Source organism: Pseudomonas sp. ZY71, assembly GCF_036542145.1.
GTDB lineage: Bacteria > Pseudomonadota > Gammaproteobacteria > Pseudomonadales > Pseudomonadaceae > Aquipseudomonas > Aquipseudomonas koreensis_A.
Map to the genome: position 1 here is coordinate 164649 of NZ_CP144274.1, position 25222 is coordinate 189870.

General features: G+C 60.1%; 22 protein-coding genes. 20 read left to right on the forward strand and 2 right to left on the reverse strand.

From position 1 onward, the window contains the following. Positions 1-92 precede the first annotated feature (92 nt). The 11 genes from VY732_RS00690 (at position 93) to VY732_RS00740 (ending at position 15238) form a co-directional block, all read left to right on the forward strand. Positions 93-1442 carry a TolC family outer membrane protein gene (locus VY732_RS00690; RefSeq protein ID WP_007918308.1) on the forward strand — a complete coding sequence of 450 codons (1350 nt, stop codon included), beginning with the start codon at positions 93-95 and terminating at the stop codon, positions 1440-1442. A gap of 34 nt (positions 1443-1476) precedes the next feature. After that, on the forward strand, positions 1477-3633 hold the full coding sequence (locus VY732_RS00695; protein WP_116029368.1) for a type I secretion system permease/ATPase: 2157 nt from the start codon (positions 1477-1479) through the stop codon (positions 3631-3633). Beyond that, on the forward strand, positions 3623-4990 hold the full coding sequence (locus VY732_RS00700) for an HlyD family type I secretion periplasmic adaptor subunit (RefSeq protein ID WP_077570056.1): 1368 nt from the start codon (positions 3623-3625) through the stop codon (positions 4988-4990). Before VY732_RS00695 ends, VY732_RS00700 begins: the two co-directional genes overlap by 11 nt. A 361-nt stretch (positions 4991-5351) precedes the next feature. Then, positions 5352-6248 carry a TauD/TfdA dioxygenase family protein gene (locus VY732_RS00705; protein WP_331693388.1) on the forward strand — a complete coding sequence of 299 codons (897 nt, stop codon included), beginning with the start codon at positions 5352-5354 and terminating at the stop codon, positions 6246-6248. A gap of 22 nt (positions 6249-6270) precedes the next feature. After that, positions 6271-7131 (forward strand): ABC transporter ATP-binding protein, encoded by an 861-nt coding sequence (locus tag VY732_RS00710; protein WP_016985557.1) that lies wholly within the window; start codon positions 6271-6273, stop codon positions 7129-7131. Between the two features lie 20 nt (positions 7132-7151). After that, positions 7152-8018 carry an ABC transporter permease gene (locus VY732_RS00715; RefSeq protein WP_331693390.1) on the forward strand — a complete coding sequence of 289 codons (867 nt, stop codon included), beginning with the start codon at positions 7152-7154 and terminating at the stop codon, positions 8016-8018. Between the two features lie 202 nt (positions 8019-8220). Then, the gene (locus VY732_RS00720) at positions 8221-9138 is read left to right on the forward strand and encodes a LysR family transcriptional regulator (RefSeq protein WP_025113444.1); all 918 of its coding nucleotides are present in this window, start codon (positions 8221-8223) and stop codon (positions 9136-9138) included. Between the two features lie 224 nt (positions 9139-9362). Further along, a complete protein-coding gene (locus VY732_RS00725) occupies positions 9363-10901 on the forward strand; it encodes an MFS transporter (protein ID WP_331693391.1) in 1539 nt (512 codons plus the stop codon). A gap of 26 nt (positions 10902-10927) precedes the next feature. Beyond that, positions 10928-11998 carry an HlyD family secretion protein gene (locus VY732_RS00730; protein WP_331693392.1) on the forward strand — a complete coding sequence of 357 codons (1071 nt, stop codon included), beginning with the start codon at positions 10928-10930 and terminating at the stop codon, positions 11996-11998. Beyond that, positions 11995-13602, forward strand: coding sequence for an efflux transporter outer membrane subunit (locus tag VY732_RS00735; protein WP_331693394.1), 1608 nt, complete (start codon positions 11995-11997; stop codon positions 13600-13602). Before VY732_RS00730 ends, VY732_RS00735 begins: the two co-directional genes overlap by 4 nt. 55 nt (positions 13603-13657) lie before the next feature. Further along, on the forward strand, positions 13658-15238 hold the full coding sequence (locus VY732_RS00740) for a glycosyltransferase family 39 protein (RefSeq protein ID WP_331693395.1): 1581 nt from the start codon (positions 13658-13660) through the stop codon (positions 15236-15238). 5 nt (positions 15239-15243) lie between these two features. Here VY732_RS00740 and VY732_RS00745 read toward each other — a convergent pair whose 3' ends face one another. Continuing rightward, a complete protein-coding gene (locus VY732_RS00745; RefSeq protein ID WP_003220464.1) occupies positions 15244-16002 on the reverse strand; it encodes a slipin family protein in 759 nt (252 codons plus the stop codon). Between the two features lie 2 nt (positions 16003-16004). After that, a complete protein-coding gene (locus VY732_RS00750; RefSeq protein ID WP_110720832.1) occupies positions 16005-16556 on the reverse strand; it encodes an NfeD family protein in 552 nt (183 codons plus the stop codon). A gap of 154 nt (positions 16557-16710) precedes the next feature. Here VY732_RS00750 and VY732_RS00755 point away from each other — a divergent pair, with 154 nt between their 5' ends. From VY732_RS00755 to VY732_RS00795, 9 genes are all read left to right on the forward strand, one after another. Continuing rightward, a complete protein-coding gene (locus tag VY732_RS00755; protein WP_007917709.1) occupies positions 16711-17172 on the forward strand; it encodes an aminoacyl-tRNA deacylase in 462 nt (153 codons plus the stop codon). 114 nt (positions 17173-17286) lie between these two features. Further along, a complete protein-coding gene (locus tag VY732_RS00760) occupies positions 17287-17532 on the forward strand; it encodes a DUF2789 domain-containing protein (protein ID WP_331693399.1) in 246 nt (81 codons plus the stop codon). Between the two features lie 86 nt (positions 17533-17618). After that, positions 17619-19109, forward strand: a complete 1491-nt coding sequence (locus tag VY732_RS00765; RefSeq protein ID WP_331693401.1) for a Fic family protein — start codon at positions 17619-17621, stop codon at positions 19107-19109. A 117-nt stretch (positions 19110-19226) separates the two neighbouring features. Next, a complete protein-coding gene (locus tag VY732_RS00770) occupies positions 19227-19655 on the forward strand; it encodes a MarR family winged helix-turn-helix transcriptional regulator (protein ID WP_331693402.1) in 429 nt (142 codons plus the stop codon). Further along, positions 19652-21715, forward strand: a complete 2064-nt coding sequence (locus tag VY732_RS00775) for an FUSC family protein (protein ID WP_331693404.1) — start codon at positions 19652-19654, stop codon at positions 21713-21715. The genes VY732_RS00770 and VY732_RS00775 overlap by 4 nt, the downstream gene beginning before the upstream one ends. After that, positions 21712-21921, forward strand: coding sequence for a DUF1656 domain-containing protein (locus tag VY732_RS00780; protein WP_007917703.1), 210 nt, complete (start codon positions 21712-21714; stop codon positions 21919-21921). Before VY732_RS00775 ends, VY732_RS00780 begins: the two co-directional genes overlap by 4 nt. Then, positions 21918-22820, forward strand: a complete 903-nt coding sequence (locus VY732_RS00785) for an efflux RND transporter periplasmic adaptor subunit (protein ID WP_137219072.1) — start codon at positions 21918-21920, stop codon at positions 22818-22820. The genes VY732_RS00780 and VY732_RS00785 overlap by 4 nt, the downstream gene beginning before the upstream one ends. Further along, on the forward strand, positions 22817-24259 hold the full coding sequence (locus tag VY732_RS00790; protein WP_331693408.1) for an efflux transporter outer membrane subunit: 1443 nt from the start codon (positions 22817-22819) through the stop codon (positions 24257-24259). Before VY732_RS00785 ends, VY732_RS00790 begins: the two co-directional genes overlap by 4 nt. Positions 24260-24352: 93 nt before the next feature. Then, positions 24353-24988 carry an NADH:ubiquinone oxidoreductase subunit N gene (locus tag VY732_RS00795; RefSeq protein WP_077570085.1) on the forward strand — a complete coding sequence of 212 codons (636 nt, stop codon included), beginning with the start codon at positions 24353-24355 and terminating at the stop codon, positions 24986-24988. Positions 24989-25222 lie beyond the last annotated feature (234 nt).

A 25222-nucleotide genomic window follows, 5' to 3' on the forward strand; every position in this document is an offset into this window, starting at 1 on the left:
TTTCCGACATACGGTCAATCTGGTTGCCATCATCCGACGCAGCGCCACGTTTTGCTGTGATTCAAGACAAGAAGTTCTGGGAAATTCCTATCATGCGTTCGCCCCTGCTTTTCGCCGTACCCTTCGCTCTAGCCGCCTCTTTTGTACAAGCACAATCCTTACCAGAAGCCATGCAGCAGGCACTGGATGTCCATCCGGAAATCCAGGCAGGGGTCAACAGTCGTTTGGCGGCGGATTATCAATTAAGAGCGGCAAAAGGTGGATACCTGCCGAAGGTCGACCTGCTCGGCGGTTATGGCCGTGAGGGCACCGACAGCGTCACCACCCGCGCCAATTCCGGTAACCACTACGAAACCCTGAACCGCAGCGAGTCAAGTTTACGTCTCTCGCAAATGGTCTTCGACGGTTTTGCGACGTCCAGCGAAGTCGGGCGTCAACAAGCCACCGTTAACTCCCGCGCTTACTCCTTGCTGGGCACTTCCGAGCGCACCGCGCTGACTGTCGCCCAGGTCTATCTGGACGTGCTGACCCGCCGCGAATTCGTGCGTCTGGCCGAAGAAAACCTCAAGAGCCACCAGCGCATCTACGACCAGATCCAGTTGCGCACCCAACGCGGCGTTGGCAGCGGTGCCGACCTCGATCAGGCCGAAGCGCGGATGGCCCAGGCGCGCAACAATCTGATCACCGAGCAGACTAACCTCGCCGACTCGGAAACCAACTTCCTCAGCGCCGTTGGCCAGATGCCCGATCAACTCGAGCGTCCGGCGCCGTTCATGGCGATGATGCCGGCCAACCTCAATGAAGCGCGCCAGCAGATGCTGGAAAACAGTCCGATCCTGCGTTCGGCCGAGTCCGACATCGCCGCCGCCGAGAAACAGTACGAAACCGCCAAATCGACCTTTTACCCACGTTTCGACGCCGAACTGGGCCGTACCGCCGATAACGATCTCGATGGCCAGAACGGCCACAACAACGAATGGCAAGCCATGCTGCGCATGCGCTTCAACCTCTATTCCGGTGGCAGCAACAAGGCCGATCTGGAATCCAAGTCGTACCTGTCGAACCAGGCGCTGGACATCCGAAACAACGCCCTGCGTCAGTTGAACGAAGAACTCGGTCTGGCTTGGAACGCCTTGAACAACGCTAACGCGCAGGTGCCGATCGCGCAGCAATACGTCGATCACAGCACCTCGGTGCGCACCGCCTACCAGCGTCAGTTCAGCCTCGGCGAACGTACCCTGCTCGATTTGCTCGACAGCGAAAACGAGTTGTTCACCGCTTCGCGGCGTCTGGCGGAAATCAAAAACATTCAGTTATTTACTCAGTACCGAATCAAGGCGACCATGGGCGAGTTGCTCAGAAGCCAGGGAGTGGTCGCACCGTTGGCATCCGTTGTGCAAAACGACGTCAAGCCCAAGGTCCAGCTGCCTGGGATGAATTGAGTTATCCCTTTTCAACTGTCAAAGAGTGTCGAGCGTGGAATCAGAAGTCAGTCGAGTTCAACTCAGTCATGATCCACGCGCGTTGCACGACGATCCGTTGCTGGACGGTCTGCTCGCCCTTTGCATGCTGCATCAGAAACCCGCCAGCGCGGCGATGCTGACCACCGGCCTGCCGCTGCCCAAACAACGCCTGAGTGTCGAGTTGCTGCCCCGCGCGGCGGCTCGCGCCGGCCTGCAAGGTCGGGTGCTACAGCGCAAGCTGGAAGAGATTCCGGCGATCGCCATGCCGGCGTTGCTGCTGCTCAAGGATGGCCGCAGCGCCGTCCTGCTCGGCTGGCAGGGTGACAACGAAGCGCGGGTGCTGCTCAGTGAAACCGACGGTGGCGAGTCCATCGTCAGCCGTGAGCTGCTCGCCGACGACTACACCGGCAAAGTCTTCTTCGCCCAGCCGCAGCACAAATTCGACGTCAACCACGGCACGCTGATTCCACGTGCGCGTTCGTGGTTCCGCGACACCCTCAAGCGTTCGCGCTGGCTGTACGCCGATGCCATCGCCGCGAGTTTCCTGATCAACATCATCGCCATGGCCGCGCCGCTGTTCGTGATGAACGTCTACGACCGCGTGGTGCCGAACCAGGCCGAAGCGACCCTGTGGGTGCTGGCGCTGGGCATCACCGGCGCCTACCTCTTTGACCTGATCCTCAAGAGCCTGCGCAGTCTGTGCCTGGATCTGGCCGGGAAGAAAACCGACCTGATCATCTCGGCGACGCTGTTCGAACGCATCGTCGGCATGTCGATGAAATACCGCCCGGCGCGGGTCGGCAGCTTTGCGCAGAACATCCACGAGTTTCAGAGCCTACGCGACTTCCTCGCCTCACTGACCCTGACCAGCCTGATCGACCTGCCGTTCACCATCCTGATCTTTATTGTTATCGCCATTCTCGGTGGGCATCTGGTGTGGATTCCGGTGCTGGCATTCCCGATTGCCCTGCTGATCGGCTACGCCTTGCAGAAGCCGCTGGTGGCGACCATGGAGCGCACCATGGCCCTTGGTGCCGAGCGCCAGTCGAGCCTGATCGAAACCCTCGCCGGCCTCGACGCGGTCAAGGTCAACAATGCCGAAAGCGAACGCCAGTATCAGTGGGAACAGACCATCGGCACCCTCAGCCGCCTCGAACTGCGGGTGAAAATGCTCTCCGGTCTGGCGATGAACATCACCTTGCTGATCCAGCAACTGGCCGGGGTGATCATGATCGTCTTCGGCGTCTACCAGATCATTGCCGGCAACCTGAGCATGGGCGGTCTGATTGCCTGCTACATGCTTAGCGGCCGCGCCCTCAGTCCGCTGGCGTCGCTGTCCGGTCTGCTGACTCGCTATCAGCAAGCGCGAGTGACCATGACCTCGGTCGACCAGATGATGGAGTTGCCGCAAGAGCGCAATTTCGAAGAGCGCCCACTGAGCCGCAAGGTCCTGCAAGGCGCGATCGAATGCCGCCAGCTCAGCTTCACCTACCCGGAACAACAGAATCCGGCGCTGAAGAACATCAACCTGGTGATTCGCCCCGGCGAGAAAATCGGCATCATCGGCCGTAGCGGCTCGGGCAAAAGCTCCCTCGCCAAATTGCTGGTTGGCCTCTATCAGCCGGATGACGGCGCCTTGCTGGTCGACGGTGTGGATATCCGCCAGATTGACGTCAGCGAGCTGCGCTACAACATCGGTTACGTGCCGCAAGACATTCAACTGCTGGCCGGCACCCTGCGTGACAACCTCGTCTCCGGCGCACGCTATGTAGAAGACGAACTCGTCCTGCAAGCCGCCGAACTGGCCGGCGTCCACGAATTCGCCCGTCTGCATCCACAGGGTTACGAACTGCAAGTCGGCGAGCGCGGGCAGAACCTCTCCGGCGGCCAACGACAGAACGTCGCACTGGCCCGGGCTTTGTTGCTCAACCCGCCGATTTTGCTGATGGACGAGCCAACCAGTGCGATGGACAACACCGGTGAAGAACGCCTCAAGCAACGCCTCGCCGCCGTGATCGAAAACAAGACCGTGGTGCTGGTCACGCACCGGGCTTCACTGTTGTCGCTGGTCGATCGTCTGCTGGTGATCGACCGTGGACAAATTCTCGCCGATGGCCCGAAAGCCGCCGTGATGGAAGCGTTGAAGAAGGGGCAGATCAGTGTTGCTTAAGTCGGGTTTCAAGGATTCGATCCGTCGCTACTTCAAGGGCTCGGCATCGCTGCAGGGCCAGCCGCTGCCGGAGGTCAACAAAGCGCTGATCGAAGACGCCCCGCGCGTCGTGCGCCTGACCATCTGGGCGATCATCGGCTTCTTTGTCTTTCTGCTGCTGTGGGCCAACTTCGCCGTGATCGACGAAGTGACCAAGGGCGACGGCAAGGCGATTCCATCGTCGAAGATCCAGAAAATCCAGAACCTTGAGGGCGGGATCATCTCCGAACTGTTCGTCAAGGAAGGCCAGATCGTTGAAGCCGGCGCGCCGTTGATTCGTCTCGACGACACGCGATTTGCTTCTAACGTTGGCGAAACCGAAGCTGATCGTCTGTCGATGCTGTTGCGCGTAGAGCGCCTCAGCGCTGAGGTTGACGACCGGCCGCTGAATTTCCCCGAGGACGTGCTCAAAGCCGTGCCGGGTCAGGCAAAAAGCGAAGAATCGCTGTACATCAGCCGTCGTCAGCAACTGCACGACGAGATCGGTGGTTTGCAGGAGCAGTTGATTCAGCGTCAGCAAGAGCTGCGCGAATTCGCCTCCAAGCAGGCGCAGTATCGTCAGCAACTGGGCCTGCAGCGCCAGGAAATCAACATGTCCGAGCCGCTGGTCGCTCAGGGCGCTGTGTCCCCGGTGGAAGTCTTGCGTCTCAAGCGTGCCGAGGTGGAAACCCGTGGTCAGCTCGATGCCACGACGCTGGCGATTCCACGTGCCGAATCGGCGATCAAGGAAGTGCAGCGCAAGATCGACGAGACGCGCGGCAAATTCCGCAGCGAAGCGTTGACCCAACTCAATGAAGCGCGCACCGACCTGAACAAGGCCAGCGCGACCGGCAAGGCGCTGGAAGACCGCGTCAGCCGCACGCTGGTTACCTCGCCGGTGCGCGGCATCGTCAACAAGTTGCTGGTCAACACCATCGGCGGCGTGATCCAGCCAGGCAGCGACATGGTCGAAATCGTACCGCTGGATGACACCTTGCTGGTCGAAGCGAAGATCCGTCCGCAGGACATCGCCTTCCTGCACCCGGGGCAGGAAGCGATCGTCAAGTTCACCGCGTACGACTACACCATTTACGGTGGGCTCAAAGCCAAGCTTGAGCAGATCGGTGCCGACACCATCACCGACGAAGACAAGAAAACCACGTACTACATCATCAAGGTGCGCACTGAGCGCAGCCACTTGGGTACCGATGAAAAGCCGTTGTTGATCATCCCGGGGATGGTTGCGTCGGTGGACATCATTACCGGCAAGAAGTCGGTGTTGAGTTATCTGCTCAAGCCGATCATCCGCGCGCGGGCCGAGGCGTTGCACGAGCGCTGATTCTCTAGCGGCCTTACCGGCCTCATCGCGAGCAGGCTCACTCCTACAGTAATCGCATTTCTCCAGATGGAATGCGATTACTGTAGGAGTGAGCCTGCTCGCGATGGCGGCAGCCCAAACACCACATCTCTGTCAATAAGTGACAAAAACCGTCACTCACCATCCAGTCCATTCCTCACCAATCGCCATATCGTTATTCATTAACGGTATTTAATTTCAGATTCTTATAGCTATAAAGTCATCCCCCTGCGTACCTGCCGACCAATCGGCGCGCCGCACGACCTGAACCAACACGCAATCCAGCGTGAGTGTCTGATCGACGAGCGCGCCCGTGAGCGTGCCGTGCGTGGGAGATGGAAAGATGTCCGCAGCTACTGCTTCCCCAAGCGCCGCGACCGCCGCGCCGCAACCCTTTGAAATCCGCCCGTTCAGTGGTGCCGTCGGCGCCGAGATCGTTGGCCTCGACCTCACCCGGCCGATCAATGATCAAGACTTCGCGCGCATCCATCGCGCGCACCTGGATCACCACGTCGTGGTGTTCCGCGACCAGCAAATCACCCCGCAACAGCAAATCGACTTCAGCCGCCGCTTCGGCGTGTTGCAGATCCATGTGCTCAAGCAGTTCCTGCTGGCCAATCACCCGGAAATCCTCATCGTTTCCAACATCATCGAAAACGGCCAGAACATCGGCCTCGGCGATGCCGGCAAATTCTGGCACTCCGACCTCTCCTATAAAGAGCTGCCAAGTCTCGGCTCGATGCTCCACGCACAGGAGTTGCCAGAGCAGGGCGGCGACACGTTGTTCGCCGATATGCACAAAGCCTGGGACAACTTGCCCGAAGCGTTGCGCAAAGCGGTCGAAGGCCGCAGTGCCGCGCACTCCTACACGGCGCGTTACAGCGAAACCAAATTCGAAGGCAACTGGCGCCCGACGCTGACCCCGGAGCAACTGGCTCAGGTCGCGGAAGTGGTGCACCCGGTGGTGCGCACGCACCCGGAAAACGGTCGCAAAGCGCTGTTCGTCAGCGAAGGTTTCACCACGCGCATCGTCGGCCTGCCGGAAGACGAAAGCCAGCAGCTGCTGACCGAGCTCTATGCCCACAGCGTGCTGCCGCAGAACATCTACCGCCATCAGTGGCAGCCCCACGATCTGGTGTTCTGGGACAACCGTTCGCTGATCCATCTCGCCGCCGGCTGCCCCGCGCACCTGCGCCGCAAGCTGTATCGCACGACCATTCAGGGCGACGCGCCTTTCTGATTCGCCGGAGATTGATCAAAAAATGAACGCTCCCTTGCCAGGCCACGCGGCCAGCAACCCGATCGCTCGCAGCGAAGCGCTGCTGGCGGTCGATCATGTCAGCCTCGAATACCGCACGCCGCAACGCGTGGTGCGTGCCACCCACCAAGTCAGTTTCGAAATCGACCCGGCCGATCGCTACGTGCTGCTCGGTCCATCCGGGTGCGGTAAGTCCACCTTGCTCAAAGCAGTGGCCGGCTTCATTCAACCGTGCGAAGGCGAGATCCGCCTGCAAGGCCAGCGCGTCGACGCGCCGGGTCCGGACCGGATTGTGGTGTTTCAGGAATTCGATCAGCTGCCACCTTGGAAAACCGTCAAACAGAACGTGATGTTTCCGCTGCTCGCCTCACGCACCCTGAAGAAAAAAGAAGCCGAAGAACGCGCGCTGCACTATCTGGAAAAAGTCGGGCTGGCAGCGTTCGCCGATGCTTACCCGCACACCCTGTCCGGCGGCATGAAAGCGCGCGTGGCCATTGCCCGGGCGTTGGCGATGCAGCCGAAAATCCTCTTGATGGACGAACCGTTCGCCGCCCTTGATGCACTGACCCGACGCAAAATGCAGGAAGAATTGCTGCTGCTCTGGGAAGAGGTGCGCTTCACTCTGCTGTTCGTCACCCACTCGATTGAAGAGGCGCTGGTGGTCGGCAATCGCATCCTGCTGTTGTCGCCGCATCCCGGCCGAGTGCGCGCCGAAGTGCACAGCCATCAATACGATCTGCACAGCCTCGGTGGCGTGGCGTTTCAGGAATCGGCGCGGCGCATTCATCGTCTGCTGTTCGACGAAGGCCAGTCGCCGGAAACCGAGCGTGACCACGACTTCAACGACATTCGCATCGCCTATTGAGCGGCCAGGAGGACTACCCGATGAGCCATTCATCATCTGTGCGTGAAGAATTCGAAGTTGTGCTGGAGCCGCTGACTGAAGTGCCGGTCGAGCGGGAGTTGTCGCTGGGTACGCGGCTGTGGCAACAGGGCTGGTTGCGTAAAGGGCTGATCCTGATTGTGCTAGCGGTGCTGTGGGAAGTGGTCGCGCGGATTCAGAACAATGACCTGATGCTGCCGAGTTTCTTGCAGACCAGCCACGCGCTGTTCGAGGGGCTGCTCAGTGGTGAGCTGCTGAACAAGGTGTGGATCTCGCTGGTGGTGCTGATCAAGGGCTACCTGATCGGCATCGTTTTGGCGTTCGCCCTGACTACGTTGGCGGTATCGACGCAGTTGGGCCGTGATCTGCTGAGCACGATGACCTCGATGTTCAACCCGTTGCCGGCGATTGCCCTGCTGCCGCTGGCGCTGCTGTGGTTTGGTCTGGGGCAGAACAGCCTGATTTTTGTGCTGGTGCATTCGGTGTTGTGGGCACTGGCGTTGAATACCTATGCCGGGTTTCTCGGCGTTTCCGAAACCCTACGCATGGCTGGGCGCAACTATGGTCTGAAGGGTTTGCGACTGGTGCTGTTCATCCTGATCCCGGCCGCGCTGCCGTCGATTCTCGCCGGGTTGAAGATCGGCTGGGCGTTTGCCTGGCGCACGTTGATCGCCGCTGAATTGGTGTTTGGCGCTACCAGTGGCAAGGGCGGGTTGGGTTGGTACATCTTCCAGAACCGTAATGAGCTGTACACCGACAAGGTGTTTGCCGGGTTGGCGGTGGTGATCTTGATTGGTTTACTGGTGGAGAATCTGGTGTTCGATACGCTGGAGCGAGTGACGGTCAAGCGTTGGGGTATGCAGCGGTAATTCTGTGGCGTTGCGGCTGGCCTCATCGCGAGCAGGCTCACTCCTACAGGGGATCTGCGTAGGACACAAAATCTGTAGGCACTGAAGATCTAATGTAGGAGTGAGCCTGCTCGCGATAGCGTCAGTCATGCCACCGCAATACTTGAAGAATGTTTGCTAGCATTGCGCCCAGATCAATACTGATCGGCCATGAGTGCTCAGCATGCAACTCCCGGACATGAACCTTCTGGTCGCCCTCGACGCCTTGCTCGACGAGGGCAGTGTGGTTGGCGCCGCGCGGCGGATGAACCTCAGCCCGGCCGCCATGAGCCGAACCCTGACGCGGATCCGCGAAGCGATCGGTGATCCGATACTCGTGCGTGCCGGACGTGGCTTGGTGCCGACACCCAAGGCGCTGGAGTTGCGCGAACAAGTGCGCGACGTGGTCGAGCAGGCGGCGCTGTTGTTCCGTTCCGCCGACACCGTGGAGTTGGGCACACTACGCCGGCGCTTCAGCATCCGCGCCAACGACTTCTTCATCGGCGTCTACGGCGGCAAGCTGTTCGACACCCTCGATCAACTCGCGCCGCACTGCGAATTGCGCTTCGTCCCCGAAGGCGATGGCGATGATGAAGCTCTGCGCGAAGGCCGCATCGATTTGAGCGTCAGTAACACCCGCCCTGTCACCCCTGAAGTCAAAGTACAGAACCTGTTCTCCACTCACTTCGTGGGCCTGGTGCGCGAAGACCATCCATTGCTCGACGGCGAAATCACCGCCGAGCGTTACGCCGGGTTTTCCCACATCAGCATGTCGCGCCGTGGCATCGCTCGCGGCCCCATCGATACGGCGCTGAATGCTTTGGGTCTGGAGCGGCGCGTGGCGGTGATCGCGCCGAGTTTCCATGCGGCGATGTTTGCCTTGCCGGATTCCGACCTGATCCTGCCGGTGCCCAAGGAAGCGCTGCTCAGCGTCCGCCGGCTCGGGCTGAAACTGCGCTCGTTCGACCTGCCAATCCCGTTGCCGACGCTGATGCTGACTCAAGCCTGGCACCCCCGATTCGACAAGGATCCCGCGCACCGCTGGCTGCGTGAAACCCTCAAGGCCTGTTGCGACGAAACGTGGCTGGCGGCACAGCCTTAGTCCCCCAGCCAATACAAAACCTGTGGGAGCGAGCCTGCTCGCGAAAGCGCTGGATCAGTCACCAATGATATTGACTGACCTGACGCCTTCGCGAGCAGGCTCGCTCCCACAAGGGATGTTCATTGTTGTGTCTGGCGCACTTATAACCTGCCAATAAGTCAATTTTCGTCATTGCCAAGCCCGACTAAGATGCTCCGGTATTTTTCCCTCCGGAGTTTGCATTCATGACATCCCTGACGGCGGCAGCGCCCATCGCTGCGGCCAGCCCGGCGAAGGCGGCGACGCCACCGGTGTTCGGGGCGCGGATCATCATTGGCCTGGTCGGTGTGCTGCTGGCGGTGCTGGTGTCGGGCCTCAACGAGATGGTCACCAAGGTGGCCCTGGCCGACATCCGTGGCGCGCTGAGCATCGGTTACGACGAAGGCACCTGGCTGGTGGCCAGTTACACCGCCACTTCGGTCGCGGCCATGGCCTTCGCGCCGTGGTGTTCGGTGACCTTCTCGTTGCGCCGCTTCACCCTTTGCGCGATCGGTCTGTTCACGTTGCTCGGCGTGCTGTGTCCATTCGCGCCCAACTACGAAAGTCTGCTGCTGATGCGCATCCTGCAAGGTCTGGCCGGAGGCGCGTTGCCGCCAATGCTGATGACCGTCGCCCTGCGCTTTTTGCCAGCGAACATCAAACTCTATGGCCTGGCCGGCTACGCCCTGACGGCGACATTCGGCCCCGGCCTCGGCACGCCGCTGGCCGGTTTGTGGACTGAATACGTCGGCTGGCAGTGGACGTTCTGGCAAATCATCGTGCCTTGCCTGATCGCCATGGCGATGGTCGCGTGGGGCATTCCGCAGGACCCGCTGCGTTTGGAACGCCTCAAATCGTTCAACTGGAAAGGTCTGCTGCTGGGCTTTCCAGCGATCTGCATGTTGGTGATCGGTTTGCTGCAAGGCAATCGGCTGGACTGGTTCGAATCGAGCCTGATCTGTGGATTGCTCAGCGCCGGCGCGTTGTTGCTGGTGGCGTTTCTGATCAACGAGTGGTCGCAGCCGATTCCGTTTTTCAAGTTGCAGATGCTCGGTATTCGTAACCTGTCGTTCGCCTTGATGACCCTGGCCGGTGTGCTGATAGTTCTGCAGGCGGTGGTGTTGATTCCGTCGAGTTATCTGGCACAGGTGCAGGGTTATCGCCCGGCGCAGACCGCGCCGATCATGCTGATCGCCGCGTTGCCGCAGTTGATCGCGCTGCCGCTGGTGGCGGCATTGTGCAACCTGCGTTGGGTTGATTGCCGCTGGGTGCTCGGGATCGGTTTGAGCATGCTGGTGCTGTCCTGCCTCGGTGGCTCGCTGCTGACCGCGGAATGGATTCGCGACAACTTCTACGTTCTGCAATGGCTGCAGATCTTCGGTCAACCGATGTCGGTGTTGCCGCTATTGATGTTGTCCACCGGCAGCATCCAGCCGCAGGACGGGTCGTTCGCCTCCGCGTGGTTCAACACGGTGAAAGGCTTGGCGGCCGTGGTCGCAACCGGCGTGATCGAAGCGCTGACCACCGCGCGCCTGCATTTCCACTCGACCATGTTGGTCGACAGCCTGGGCAATTCGCCGCTCGCCGATCACAGCGATCCGGGCCTTGCCCATCGCCTGCACGAACAGGCTGTGGTGCTGACTTCTTCCGATCTCTATGTGTGCATGGCCGGCGTCGCGGTGGCGTTGATCCTGCTGATTTTCTGGCTGCCGACGCGAATCTATCCGCCGCGCGCGCCGACCTGATCGCTGTACTGAAACAGAAGGTTTTTATGACAACTCAAGCAAAGCAAAAACTCGCGGTGGCTGTGGCGGCCGCGCTGGCTGTAGGCGTGCTGGTGTATCTGGCGCTGCCCGGTGTGTTTGGCAAACGTACGCAGCAAAACACCAACGACGCTTTCGTCTCCGCCGACTACACCCTGGTGGTGCCGCGCGTGGCCGGTTTCATCAAGGAAGTGCTGGTGGAAGACAACCAGCAAGTGAAGGCCGGACAGTTGCTGGCGCTGATCGATGATCGCGATCTGCGCGCTTCAGCCGAGGCGGCGGATGCGCAAACTCTGGTGGCGCGAGCGCAGTTGCAGAACGCCAAAGCGACGCTGGAACGCCAGACGTCGGTGATCGCCCAGGCGCAAGCTTCGGTGGTGTCGGCCAAAGCTGAAATGGCTTTCGCCCAGCAGGAGTTGAATCGCTACAACCATTTGGCCGGCGTTGGTGCCGGCACCGTGCAAAACGCGCAACAGGCGCGCACGCGCATCGATCAGGCCACGGCTCATCTCGACACCGCCACGGCGAAACTGGCGGCGGAGCGCAAGCAGGTCGACATTCTCACCGCTCAGCGCGATGCGGCCGAGGGCAGTTTGAAACACGCACAAGCGGCACTGGAAATCGCCAGTTTCGAACTCTCCTACACGCGCATCACCGCACCGCAGGACGGCATGATCGGCGAACGGGCCGTGCGCGTCGGTGCCTATGTGACGCCGGGTAGCAAGCTGTTGGCGGTGGTGCCTTTGAAGCAGGCATATGTCGTTGCGAACTTTCAGGAGACGCAACTGACTGATGTGCAGCCAGGGCAAGAGGTGCAAGTACGCGTCGACAGCCTGGGTGGTGAAGCGCTGACCGGTCGCGTCGAGAGTATCGCTCCGGCGACGGGCGTGACCTTTGCGGCGGTGAAACCGGACAACGCCACCGGTAACTTCACCAAGGTGGTGCAGCGGATTCCGGTGAAAATCATGCTGGAGCCAGGGCAGCCGCTGGCCGAGCGCTTGCGCGTGGGGATGTCGGTGGAGGCGAGCATTGATACCAAAAGCGCGGCGACGTCGGTGCGTGAGGTGACTCAGCGATGAGCCGTGTTGATCGAACCGACACCTTCGCGAGCAGGCTCGCTCCCACAGGGAAAACGCAATCCAAAATGTGGGAGCGAGCCTGCTCGCGAAGAGGCGCGTGGCAGCCAATCACCTTGAGTGCCTTGCTCGCAGTAACTCTCACCGCTTGCACAGTAGGCCCTGACTTCCAAAAGCCTCAAGCCACACAAATCGCCGACTGGGCCAAACCCGCCAAGTCCGCCCCCAGCCAAGCCGTCAGCGAACCCCTGAACGAACGCTGGTGGGAAGTCTTCCACGACCCGCAACTGTCCGCGCTCACTCAACGTGCGGTGCAGAGCAACCTCGATCTGCAACTGGCCAGCAGCCGTCTGCAACAAAGCCGCGCCGCTCGCCAGGTCATCACCGCCGACCGCTATCCAAACACTGCGGCCACCGGCAGCTACGCGCGCGAACGCAACAGCAGCAAAGGTCTGAGCGACCCGTCCGGACACAACGGCGATTCCGCCTTCAACCTGTGGGACGCCGGTTTCTCCGCCTCGTGGGAACTGGATTTCTGGGGCCGCGTGCGCCGTGAAACCGAAGCTGCCGATGCCAACCTCGAAGTCGCCGAAAACGACCGTCGCGGGGTGTTGCTGGCAGTGCTTGCCGACACGGCGCAAAACTATATTCAACTGCGCGGCGTGCAGAACACCCGCGCCGTCACCGAGCAGAACCTCGACGTCGCGCGGCACAGTCTGAAACTCTCGCAACTGCGTCTGGCTGACGGCGTGGCAACTGATCTCGACGTCGCCGAAGCCGCCGCGCAAGTCGCGGCCATCGAATCGCGCCTGCCTGCGCTGGAACAACGTCAATCGCAGTTGATCAACGCGATAAGCCTGCTGATGGGCGAACCGCCGCAAGCCTTGGCCAAAGAGTTATCCACCGACGCCGCCGTGCCGCGGTCGCCGCTGCAAGTCGCTATCGGCCTGCCGTCGCAACTGGCCGAACGCCGCCCGGACATCCGTCAGGCCGAAGCGCGCTTGCACGCCGCGACTGCCAATATCGGCGTGGCCAAGGGCGATTTCTATCCGCGTATTACCCTGTCGGGCAACCTCAGCTCCCAAGCCATGCAACTCAGCGATTTCGGCTCGTGGAGCTCGCGCGCCTTGGGCATCGGCCCACAATTCAGCCTGCCGTTGTTCGACGGCGGACGCCTGCGCGGCATGCTGCAACTGCGCGAAGCGCAACAACAGGAAGCCGCCGTCGCCTATCAGCAAACCGTGCTGCGCGCGTGGCATGAAATCGACGATCAACTGACCGCCTACAACGCCAGCCAGCGCCGGCGCGACAGCCTCGCCGAAGCCGTACGCCAGAACCAGATCGCCCTGCGCACTGCGCAACAGCAATACGTCGAAGGCGTGGTCGATTTCGTCAACGTCCTCACTGTGCAAGGCGCGCTGCTGGCGACGCAGGAGCAGTGGGTGGAAAGCTCCACTGGCGTGTCGCTGGCCATGGTCGGGCTGTACAAGGCCTTGGGCGGCGGTTGGCAATCGGTGTATCCAGAGGCGAAAGTCGCCGCCGGGTTGCCGGGTGTCGTGAAAGCGCCAACCGGCATCGACGGTTCTGCTTTGGCTGACCTAAAGTGATGGGCAGGTTGGCGCGTCATACTCTCGTGGCGCTGCGGCGCGGCAAGAGGAAGCGATGGCGGTCAACAGAGTCACGCCAATGGGCGACACGCAAGACCCGTTTGCCGCGCCCGGTTCCTGGTTCGGCAGCCTGCGTTGGGTGCGCTGGGTAAAAGATCACTGGCTGTGGCCAATTCTGGTGCTGGCCGCGTTCGTGCGTTTTTATGACCTGACGGCGGCGGCGATCTGGGGCGATGAAGGCTCCAGCCTGCTGCTGGCGCGCTATTCGCTGAGTGAAATCTGGCAGCACGCGGCATTTGATGTGCATCCGCCGCTGTACTTCATGGTCTTGCATGGCTGGATCGGGTTGTTCGGGGACGGCATCTTTGCGCTCCGCTGTCTCAGTGCGCTGGCCGGCATTGCGGCGGTCGGGCTGGGCGTGTGGCTGGTGGATCGCCTGGCCACTCGCCGCGCCGCGTTCATCGCCGGATTGTTGCTCGCACTGCTACCGACGGCGGTGCGCTACAGCCAGGAAGTGCGCATGTACGCGCTGCTCGGTGCGCTGCTGATTGCCGCAAGCTTGGCGCTGGTCTACTGGATCCGGCACCCGCGACGTCAGCGCTATCTGGTGTATTACGTGCTGCTGATGAGTGCAGCGTTCTACACCCATTATTTCGCCGTGCTGGCCGCACTGTGTCACTGGGTTTATCTGCTCGGCATTCGCGTGCAGCGCGGTTATCGCTTCCGGCATATCCAGCGTGCGGACTGGTGGCTGGCGAATCTGGCCATCGGCGTGCTGTATCTGCCCTGGTTGCCAAAACTGCTCGACTTGATGCAGCACATGCAACAACTCGAAGTCGGCGGCGATGTCGGTTGGGAGCCAGCGGTGACGCTGGGTTCGTTGCCGTCGATGATCTGGTCATGGCTGATTCAGGACGATGGCGAGAGTCTGCCGCTGCTGGTCTTTGGCGCGCTGCCGTTGGCACTGCTGGTGCTGGCAGTTGTGGCCGTCATGCGCGATCGCAGTGTGTCGCGCGGCAGCATTCTGCTGGCGCTGTACACCGGCCTGCCGCTGTTGCTGGTGTTCGCGGTGTCGTTCATCACGCCGGTATTCATTGAGCGATATCTGACGGCATTCGCCCTCGGTTTACCGATGCTCGCAGCGTTGGCCATTGATCGTTTGTATAGCCGCGTTCGCATGCTTGCTTTGGCGGTGCTGGTAGCGCTGGTCGGCGTGGAACTGGTCGGTGTGAACAATAACGCCACGGTCGACAGTCATGATCAACTCGACACGGTCGTGAAGTACGTCAACCAGCATTTCCTTCCCGGTGACCGCATCGTCACCAGCGACATGCTCTGGTATCTGAGCTACGTCTACTACGATCGCAGCGGGGCGCAGGTGCGCCTCTTCACCCCACCGAAAGCCGATGGCCAATCGACGCGGCCAAATGAGTACGGGTTCGGCACGCTGGTGACGAGTGATGTCTATCTGAACAGCCTGACGGAGCTGCCAGCCGGAGGCCGGGTCTGGCTGGTCGGAACCGTCGACGAGCCACAAGAGTTCTCAGCGCTACCCGCAACCTGGCAGCCCAGCGCTGAAGTCCATGCGGGCGGGATGCAAGCACGCTTGTTCGTGCCCAAACCTGCGGGTGAATAGGCGGGTCATGACTTGCCGGACAAATCCGCCATGCCCTTGAGCAATTCAATCGGCAACGGAAAGACAATCGTCGAACTCTTGTCGCCGGCGATCGAACTCAAGGTCTGCATATAGCGCAACTGCATCGCCCCGGGCTGACGGCCGAGCATTTCCGCCGCCTGCATGAGTTTTTCCGAGGCTTGCAGTTCGCCTTCGGCGTGAATCACCTTGGCCCGTCGTTCGCGCTCGGCTTCCGCCTGTTTGGCGATGGCGCGGACCATCGATTCGTTGAGATCGACATGCTTGATTTCGACGTTGGCGACCTTGATCCCCCAGGCGTCGGTCTGCGCATCGAGCACCTGCTGAATGTCGATATTCAACTGTTCGCGTTCGGCCAGCAGTTCATCCAGTTCGTGCTTGCCGAGCACCGCGCGCAAGGTGGTCTGGGCCAGTTGGCTGGTGGCCGAGAGAAAATCCTCGACCTGAATGATCGCTTTCTGTGGGTCGAGCACGCGGAAATACAGCACGGCGTTGACCTTCACCGACACGTTGTCGCGGGTGATCACGTCCTGTGGCGGCACATCGAGGACGACCGTGCGCAGGTCGACCCGGACCATTTGCTGAACCACCGGAATCAGCAGAATCAAGCCGGGACCTTTGACTTGCCAGAAGCGGCCAAGCTGAAACACCACGCCGCGCTCGTACTCCCGCAGGATGCGAAACGTCGAACCGGCCAAGGCAATGACCAGCAACAGCAGCGCAACAAAACCGATTTGCAGACCCATGATCACTCTCCGAGCGGTGCCGCGTCAGTCGCGGCCACTTGCAGCAACAATCCCTTGCGCGCCACCACGCGTACCGGTTGCCCGGTGTGCAGCGGCGTGGCGCTGAGCACTTGCCAGCGTTCACCTTGCAGTTGCACCCAGCCATTACGGGCATCGCCCGGTTGCACCGTGGTGATCGCGGTCACGCTGCCGAGCAGGCCGGCGTCGCCACTGACCGCATGGCGCGGGCGGGTTTTCAGGGCGCGGATCAGCAGCGCGAGCAACAGCAGGGCGCTGATCAGACCGAGGCCGATCATCATCGGCACCGGCAACTCGGCGTTGCTCAGAATCAGCGCACCGATGACGAACATGATGATGCCGCCCAGCCCGATCACTCCGTAATTGGGCAGTGCAGCTTCCGCGATCAGGAAAACGATGCCCAAGGTAATCAGCCACAAACCGGCCGGACTCATCGGCGGCAACGGGGTGTCGGCAGCCAAGGCTGAGCCGCTGATCAGCAGGAGCAAGGCAAGCGCACAACATCGGCTGTTCACGTGACCCTCCGCGAGCGTCATGGGCTGGTTCTTTCAGTCTAGTTGAGGGTTGTCCTGTATGAATTTTGATCAATGTGCAGATATGTCCGGTGAGCGGATTTCCCTGCGCCAGACACCCGCCGAACTAGACTCAAAGACACGGCAACCACCGTTCAGCGCAACACTGAGGTGCATCATGCGTATGGCAAGAAAGGTGCAGAGCAGCCTGAACCGGGCGCACTGCGAATACGACATCGTCGCTCACCGTCACTCGTCCAGCAGCCTGGAAACCGCACGGGTCGCCGGGGTGCCCGCCGAGCGCGTGGCCAAATCGATCATCCTCGACGACCACCACGGGCACTACCTGATGGCCGTGCTGCCGGCCAGCCGTCACCTGGATTTGAGCAAAGTGCGCACCAGCGGCGAATGGCAACTGACCCGCGAAAGCAATCTGGCGCACATCTTCGACGACTGCGAACGCGGCGCGGTGCCGCCGCTGGGTGGCTCCTATGGCCTGGACATGGTAATCGACCCGTTGCTGACGCGTCAGAAGGATATCTACCTGGAGGCGGGCAACCACAATTACCTGCTGCACATGAGCATGCCGGAGTTTCTGAAAATGGTGCCGCATGCCGAGGTGCGGGAGTTGAGTGATTAAGCTTTGTGGCGCCGGCACTGACGCCTTCGCGAGCAGGTTGATCGCATTCCCCTGTGGGAGCGAGCCTGCTCGCGAATAATGTTCCAAACACCCCATTTTTGAAGGAGTTCAGCAATGGAGCAACCAACCCACAATCTCCCATCCCTGTTCAAACAACTCGGCCTGGACAACGACCCGACCAGCATCGACCAATTCATCACCACCCATTCCCCGCTCAAACCCGAACTGCATTTGGCTGACGCGTTTTTCTGGTCGAAGAGCCAAGCGGAGTTTTTGCGTGACGAGATTCTGGATGACGCCGATTGGGCGGAGGTGGTGGATCAGTTGGATGTGTTGTTGCGTAAGGGCAGAAGTGTGTAAAAAAAATTGTAGGAAAAGGCTGAAATGTAAAAAAAACATGCGAGATGTAAAAAAAACTGGGCTTTAATCGTCGCAGTGAATTTTTTATGTGGACGATGACGATGCCAACTGTTGGATATGCCCACCTGCGTGATGCGCTGAAGCTTAATGCATTTGCCCCCAAGCGCATTGCGATGATCAAACCGGTTACCCGGATTACCTTGATCGGTGAGTGTCTAGCGGTTCCAAACGGCGTCGCGCCGGCACAGGGTTCGACACTTGAGCACATCTTGTTTGCTCTGAAGCATGAGGGAATAAACCTGTGCATTCTTGCTCAGGCGCTTGAAACCGTTGAAGCGGACGAGTTGCTAGGTGAGTTGAGCCGATCACCTAACGGGGTATTTATCCGCAAAGCCTGTTTTCTTTGGGAAAGTTTCACGGGCAAACAGCTGGAATATTCCGTACCGGTTCGGGGCAACGTTGTCGCTTTGTTTGATCCCAAGCGTTATGTCACCGGGCCTGCAATTCGAAATAGTCGTTGGCGGGTAGATTTTAACGGGTTGGGGTCAATGCGTTACTGCGCCACAGTCGAGCGTACGACGGAGCTGCAGGCGCTGCTTGATCTGGACATCCTTGGTCGAGCCCAGGCTTTTATGGCGACGTTGCCGCCGGAAATGATGGATCGGGCAATCAATTGGGCCTATCTGCATGAGACCCGCGATTCTTTTGCTATTGAGAAAGAAGAGCCCAACGAAGAAAAGTCTCGCCGTTTTGTTCGGCTTCTCCGCCAAGCCCATGAGCGAACAGAGTTGAGCGAAGACTATTTGGTCGAGTTGCAGAACAGTACGGTTTCCAATCCTTTCGATAAAGCTGTGCTTTTCCGTCATGAACAGAACCATTTACACAACGGCTTGAGAGGCGCAGCTGGCGTCAGCTATGTCCCGCCTCCACCGCAATTGTGCAGGGAGTTGATGGACGAGTTGATGAGTTTTGCCAATCACTCAGCCAAGCAGGTTGATCCGTTGATAGCTGCAGCGGTTGTGGCTTTCGGGTTTGTCTTTCTTCACCCGTTCATGGATGGCAATGGTCGACTTTCACGTTTCCTGATCCACCAGACGCTTTGCCACTCTGGCGCTCTAAAAAATGGTTTGTTGTTACCGGTTTCCGTAGCGATGAAACACGAAGAGTCTGGCTATCTCGAAGCGTTAAAGGAGTTCTCGAAACCCGCAAGAGAGTTCTGGAATGTCACTTGGCTGGACGCTGATCAGATGGCTTTCGATTTTATTGGGCACGACTCGATCTATCGATTCTGGGACGGGACTCAATGTGCAGAATTTACCTTGCAGATGGCCTTGCGAGCATTGGAAGTGGAGCTGCGCGAGGAGACCGAGTTTCTTGAAAAATACGACTACGTCATCAAAGAGGTGAATGGGCGTTTTGACGTACGGGGGAGCGACCTCTCGAAATTGGTAATGATGTGTCTGGAAAACGGTGACAAAGTTTCAAAGCATCGACGTAAGCAGTTCCAGTTCAGCGTGCCGGAGGAGGTTTTCGATTTCATTGAGCAGATTGCGGGTGATTTCGATTCGGTAGGCTAACCCTGAACAGGCAATTTGTTTCAAAACTTGACTGAAATTCCCCTCCAATGCGATATTGATAGTTAGCAAACTAACAGTGTGCATTTCCTCGTGCCGAACGAACTCGACGCTCTCCAGATGAACATCAGCAGTGCCATGGTGGTGGCCGCCAGGCATTGGCGGAAGATCTGCCAGACCACGCTGGTCAACTACGGAATCTCCGAAGCCTGCGCCGTGCCGCTGTTGATGATCGGTCGCTTGGGCGAGGGCGTGCGTCAGGTGCAAGTGGCGCAGGCGGCCGGGATGGAGAGTCCGTCGCTGGTGCGTCTGCTCGATCAGTTGTGCCATTCCGGCTACGTCTGCCGCACCGAAGATGCCCAGGATCGCCGCGCCAAATGCCTGAGCCTGACCGACACCGGGCGTGAACTGGTGCAGGCTGTCGAGATCGAACTGGTGCGCTTGCGTCACGAGGTGCTCGAAGGCATCGAGCAAAGCGATCTGGAAGCTACGCTTCGGGTACTCAGAGCTTTTGAGGCGGCCAATCCGCCTGTGGTGGTCAATTCTTGAACGGTTTTTTCTCCGGCATTCCGCCGGCCCGCGACTGGTTCTACGGGATCCGGACTTTTGCAGCGTCGATGATCGCGCTGTACATCGCCTTGCTCATGCAAATGCCGCGTCCGTATTGGGCGATGGCCACGGTTTACATCGTCTCCAGCCCGTTTCTCGGGCCGACCAGTTCCAAGGCGTTATACCGCGCAATCGGTACCTTTCTCGGCGCGGCGGCGGCGGTTTTTTTCGTGCCGATGTTCGTCCAGAGCCCGTATGTGCTGGTGGTGGTCATCGCGCTGTGGACGGGGATTTTGCTGTTCATGTCCCTGCATCTGCGCACGGCCAACAGCTACGCGCTGATGCTCGCCGGTTACACCTTGCCGCTGATTGCCTTGCCGGTGGTGGATAACCCGCTGGCGGTGTGGGACGTGGCGGAAGCGCGGACCGAAGAGATTTTCCTCGGCATCGCTGTCGCCGCCGTGGTTGGTGCGATGTTCTGGCCGCGTCGCTTGGCGCCAGTGTTCAACGACGCGGTGAGCAAGTGGTTCGCCGACGCGACGACCTACAGTCTGAAATTCCTCAGCCGCGACGTGCAACCTGAGGAAGTCACCGCGCTGCGCATGGCCATGGTCGCCAACTTCAACAGCCTTGAATTGATGATCGGCCAGTTGCCCCACGAAGGCGCGCGACCGCAAACCGTGCGCAACACCAAGGAATTGCGCGGGCGCATGATTCATCTGTTGCCGGTGATCGATGCGCTGGAAGATTCGCTCTACGCCCTCGAACGGCGCACGCCGGAACTGGTGGAAAAATTCGCACCGCTGCTGGCCGCGACCCGCGAATGGCTCGCTCATCAGGACGCCGATCTCGATCGCTGGCAAGCCCTGAAAGATCAGCTCGAAGCCCAGCAGCCGAGCATCGAGGCACTTGAGGATCGCAGGCAGTTGCTGTTCTCAAATTCGATTTATCGCCTCGGCGAATTCATCGATCTGTGGCAAGACTGCCGCAGTCTGCAGGACGCGATTCTTTGCGAACGCCAGGACAGCTGGCGCGCGGTTTATCGCCACTGGCGCCTGGGTCGGCTCACCCCGTTTATCGATCGTGGGCTGATGCTCTACTCGGCGGCCTCGACCGTTCTGGCGATCATCACTGCCTCGGTGCTGTGGATTCTGCTCGGCTGGCCGGACGGCGGTAGCGCAGTGATTCTCGCCGCGGTGGCCTGTAGCTTTTTCGCCTCGATGGACGACCCGGCACCGCAGATTTACCGGTTCTTTTTCTGGACCGGCATGTCGGTGTTGTTCGCCAGCCTTTATCTGTTTCTGATACTGCCCAACCTGCATGATTTCCCGATGCTGGTGCTGGCGTTTTCCATCCCGTTCATCTGCGTCGGCACGCTGACGGTGCAGCCGCGGTTCTTCCTCGGCATGCTGCTGACGCTGGTCAACACCTCCTCATTCATCAGCATTCAGGGCGCTTACGATGCGGATTTTTTCGCCTTCGTGAACTCGAACCTCGCGGGTCCGATCGGGCTGTTGTTCGCGTTTATCTGGACGCTGGTCGCACGCCCGTTCGGTGCCGAACTGGCGGCGAAACGCCTGACGCGTTTCAGCTGGAAAGACATCGTCCACATGACCGAGCCGGCCAACCTTGCCGAACACCGCAAATTGGGCGTGCAGTTGCTCGATCGCCTGATGCAGCACCTGCCGCGTCTGGCCCTGACCGGCCAGGACACCGGCATTGCCATGCGCGAAGTGCGTGTGGGCCTGAACCTGCTCGATTTGCTCGCCTACACCCCACGGGTGACCGGCGCGCCGAACGTGCTGTTGCAGCAAGTGGTCAGTGAAGTCGGCGAGTATTTCCGCGCTTGCCTCAAGGCTGGCGAACGCTTGCCGGCGCCAGCGCCGTTGCTGATGACCCTCGATCGCACTCGTCGCGCACTCAATGGCCACGGCGACGATGAAACCCGTCTGAACCTGTTGCATGCCTTGAGCGGTTTGCGTCTGGCGTTGTTGCCCGGCGTCGAATTCGTCTCCAGTGCCGACTCCGAAGAACCGCTGCCCGATGGAGCGCCCCTATGATCGGTGATCTGGACATCAGCGGCATTTTCCTGCCGACCCTGCTGGTGTTGATGGGCATCACTTATGTGCTGTTTTTACTGGTGCATGCCGTGCTTACGCGCGTGCACTTTTACCGTCTGGTCTGGCACCGGGCATTGTTCAACGTGGCCCTCTACGCGGTACTGCTGTACGGCGTGGACTCACTCAGTCGATACCTGATGACATGAAAAAACCGTTTTTGACCATCGGTCGCGTGGTACTGACCCTGCTGATCGTGACTTTTGCCGTTGTTCTCGTCTGGCGCATGGTGATGTATTACATGTTTGCGCCGTGGACCCGTGACGGCCACATTCGCGCCGACATCATCCAGATCGCTCCGGACGTTTCCGGGTTGATCCAACAGGTTGAAGTGAAAGACAACCAGTTGATCAAGCGTGGCCAGGTGCTGTTCAGCATCGACCAGGATCGCTTCAAACTGGCCCTGCGTCAGGCCAAAGCGGCTGTCGCCGATCGCGAAGAAACCCTCGCCCAGGCCCAGCGCGAAGCCAAACGTAACCGTGGCCTCGGCAACCTCGTACCGGCTGAGCAATTGGAAGAAAGCCAGTCGAAGGTCGCCCGTGCGCAATCGGCACTGGCCGAAGCCATGGTCACCGTGGACAGCGCTCAACTCAACCTCGACCGCTCAGTGATTCGCAGCCCGGTGGACGGCTACGTCAACGACCGCGCGCCGCGTCCGCAGGAGTTCGTCACCGCCGGGCGCCCGGTGTTGTCGGTGGTCGACAGCAACTCGTTCCACATCGACGGCTATTTCGAAGAGACCAAACTCGACGGCATTCATGTCGGTCAGTCGGTGGATATCCGCGTGATCGGCGACCGCGCCAAACTGCGTGGGCATGTTGAAAGCATCGTTGCCGGTATCGAAGACCGCGACCGTACCAGCGGCAGCAACCTGCTGCCTAACGTCAACCCGGCGTTCAGTTGGGTGCGGCTGGCGCAGCGGATTCCGGTGCGGATTGCCTTTGACGACGTGCCGGAAGACTTCCGCATGATCGCCGGGCGCACTGCCACGGTATCCATTATCGATGACGCAAAAATCGACGATAAAAAGCAGGAGCCCGCGCAATGAGCAGGGCGCTGATGATCGCCGGGTTGGGCGTGATGCTCTCGGCCTGTCAGATGGTCGGGCCGGACTATCACGTGCCTGAGGATGCGGCGGTGCAGCGCAAGGATTTTCAGGGTGAACTGGCCGTGGCCGGCAAACCTGTAGTTTCGGCGCCAGTGCCGGCGGACTGGTGGCGGCTATATAAAGATGCGCGGCTGGATCAACTGGTGCAGCAGGCCATGGCCTCCAACACCGATTTGCGCGTCGCAGCGGCGAACCTGCAACGGGCTCGCGCTCAGGTCGATGAGGCGGAAGCCGCGGGCGGCTGGAGCGCAGGTGTGAAGATGGGCGCGCAGCGTTTGCAAGAGTCTGGTCAGGCATTCTTGCTGCCGGAAAAAGTCCCGGTCGATAACGTCGGCGACATCGGCATCAGCGCTTCTTATCAGTTCGATCTGTGGGGCACCTTGCAGCGTGGCATCGAAGGCGCAAAGGCCAATGCCGACGCGACCCAGGCCGCGGCAGACACGGCGCGGATCACTTTGGTGGCAGACGTCGTGCGTGCTTACACCCAAGTCTGCGCGGCCAACGAAGAACGGGAGATCGCCCAGCACTCTCTCGACCTGCAATCGCAAGGCACCACGCTGATCCAGCGACTGCGTGACGCCGGACGTGGCGACGAAACCCAGGTGACTCGCTCGCAAACCCAATTCAAATCCCTGCGCGCCGAACTGCCGCGCTATGAAGCGGCCCGTCAAGCTGGGTTGTACCGTCTGTCGATGTTGCTGGCGAAACCGGTTGATCAGTTGCCCGCTGGCACCGCGACCTGCGCCGAATTGCCGAAAATCGCCCAATTGGTGCCGGTCGGCGATGGCTCTGCGCTGCTCAAACGTCGCCCGGACATTCGCCAGGCCGAACGTCGTCTGGCCGCTTCGACCGCCGGGATCGGCGTCGCCACTGGCGAGTTGTATCCGGACATCAGTATCGGCGCGACCATCGGCACTGTTGGTCTCATCGATGACTTGGGTGATCCGTCGACCAACCGCTGGGGCTTTGGCCCATCGCTGAGCTGGAAAGTGCCGACCAACGGCGCCCGTGCGCGTATCCGCGAGGCTGAAGCCAGCACCCAAGGCGCACTGGCGCACTTCGACGGCGTGGTGCTCAACGCCATTCGCGAAACCCAGACCGGTCTGGCCCAGTACAGCGCCTTGCTGCAACGCCGCGACGCACTGGCCGATGCCGAGCAGTCAGCGAAACTGGCCGCCGACCAGACTCACCGCTTCTTCCAGGCCGGCCGCGAGTCGTTCCTCGCTGACCTGCAAGCAACGCGCACCTACACCGACGTCACCGCGCAATTGGCCGCCGCCAACACCCAGGTTGCGATGAGCCAGATCGATTTGTTCCTCGCTTTGGGCGGCGGTTGGGAAAGCGGACGAACGAACGCTGCAAGCCCCGGCAAACCCTGAGGCCGTTGCTATGCTTTGAAGTGTTGGAAGGGCGCCCCGTGCAAAGCACCCTTCCAGCGCACATTGCTAGCGCTGGTCTAGGGGAAACCAATAATGAAAAACCCTTACGCTCTCGGCTTCTGGTGCGCCTTGGTAGCGTTGGTGCTGCTCTCGGCCACTTATTTCTACGGCATCATGCTGGCTCACCAGATCGACAAGGCCATGGTCTTCCTCGACAGCGCCGTCGCGCTGATTGCGGTCATGGCAATCGTCGTGGTCGCTTGGGCGTCGATCCAGGTGCAGCGTGTCAAGAAACGGCAACTTGAACAGGGCAAGACTCTGGTGCTGATCTGGGACACCAAAGTCGCTCTGCGCCGGGTCGAAACCGTGTTCGACCGGTATTTCTGGGGCAGCTACTGGCAGCCGGGACGGACCTTCGCCGAAGTCATGGGCGAACTCACCGGCACGCCGTTGGAAAAGAGCCTCGAAGCGCTGAAAAAGCAGTGTCTTGAACTCGACAAGCAGATTGATGGCGAGGGCTGGCACTGGCTCAACAATGCCCGCGAATTATCCGATGTCGCCACAGCGATGGCCCGTGAACGCTATCAACTGGATTTCTGCGATCCGCGCGCCGACGGGGCGGGCGGGGCGGTGATTGATCGGGATTTTGAGGTTCTGGTTTACACCTGGACCGCGCGGCTGAAAAGCTTTGATCATCAACTGGATGAGATTGAGGTTCAGTATTCCTGAATCTCGCTGAATCGACCGGCCTCATCGCGAGCAGGCGAAGGCCTACATTTGGGATGCGTTCCCCTGTAGGCCTTCGCCTGCTCGCGATGGCGACTTAAAAAACAGCGAAACTCTTGCAGCCCGCTCACTGTCCACTCTCCCCATAGACACTCTTTAACCTTTAAACATTGGGCCAGCTCACGCGCCCGGTGCTAATCTCCACCGCTGAATTCAGCGGAGTCGAGCCGCGACCCG

Coding starts and splice junctions, on each gene's coding strand:
- VY732_RS00730 (WP_331693392.1), top strand. CDS start 10,928: ATGACAACTCAAGCAAAGCAAAAACTCGCGGTGGCTGTGGCGGCCGCG.
- VY732_RS00780 (WP_007917703.1), top strand. CDS start 21,712: ATGATCGGTGATCTGGACATCAGCGGCATTTTCCTGCCGACCCTGCTG.
- VY732_RS00725 (WP_331693391.1), top strand. CDS start 9,363: ATGACATCCCTGACGGCGGCAGCGCCCATCGCTGCGGCCAGCCCGGCG.
- VY732_RS00710 (WP_016985557.1), top strand. CDS start 6,271: ATGAACGCTCCCTTGCCAGGCCACGCGGCCAGCAACCCGATCGCTCGC.
- VY732_RS00750 (WP_110720832.1), bottom strand. CDS start 16,556: ATGACGCTCGCGGAGGGTCACGTGAACAGCCGATGTTGTGCGCTTGCC.
- VY732_RS00765 (WP_331693401.1), top strand. CDS start 17,619: ATGTGGACGATGACGATGCCAACTGTTGGATATGCCCACCTGCGTGAT.
- VY732_RS00755 (WP_007917709.1), top strand. CDS start 16,711: ATGCGTATGGCAAGAAAGGTGCAGAGCAGCCTGAACCGGGCGCACTGC.
- VY732_RS00715 (WP_331693390.1), top strand. CDS start 7,152: ATGAGCCATTCATCATCTGTGCGTGAAGAATTCGAAGTTGTGCTGGAG.
- VY732_RS00790 (WP_331693408.1), top strand. CDS start 22,817: ATGAGCAGGGCGCTGATGATCGCCGGGTTGGGCGTGATGCTCTCGGCC.
- VY732_RS00760 (WP_331693399.1), top strand. CDS start 17,287: ATGGAGCAACCAACCCACAATCTCCCATCCCTGTTCAAACAACTCGGC.
- VY732_RS00705 (WP_331693388.1), top strand. CDS start 5,352: ATGTCCGCAGCTACTGCTTCCCCAAGCGCCGCGACCGCCGCGCCGCAA.
- VY732_RS00735 (WP_331693394.1), top strand. CDS start 11,995: ATGAGCCGTGTTGATCGAACCGACACCTTCGCGAGCAGGCTCGCTCCC.
- VY732_RS00720 (WP_025113444.1), top strand. CDS start 8,221: ATGCAACTCCCGGACATGAACCTTCTGGTCGCCCTCGACGCCTTGCTC.
- VY732_RS00785 (WP_137219072.1), top strand. CDS start 21,918: ATGAAAAAACCGTTTTTGACCATCGGTCGCGTGGTACTGACCCTGCTG.
- VY732_RS00770 (WP_331693402.1), top strand. CDS start 19,227: ATGAACATCAGCAGTGCCATGGTGGTGGCCGCCAGGCATTGGCGGAAG.
- VY732_RS00745 (WP_003220464.1), bottom strand. CDS start 16,002: ATGGGTCTGCAAATCGGTTTTGTTGCGCTGCTGTTGCTGGTCATTGCC.
- VY732_RS00690 (WP_007918308.1), top strand. CDS start 93: ATGCGTTCGCCCCTGCTTTTCGCCGTACCCTTCGCTCTAGCCGCCTCT.
- VY732_RS00740 (WP_331693395.1), top strand. CDS start 13,658: ATGGCGGTCAACAGAGTCACGCCAATGGGCGACACGCAAGACCCGTTT.
- VY732_RS00795 (WP_077570085.1), top strand. CDS start 24,353: ATGAAAAACCCTTACGCTCTCGGCTTCTGGTGCGCCTTGGTAGCGTTG.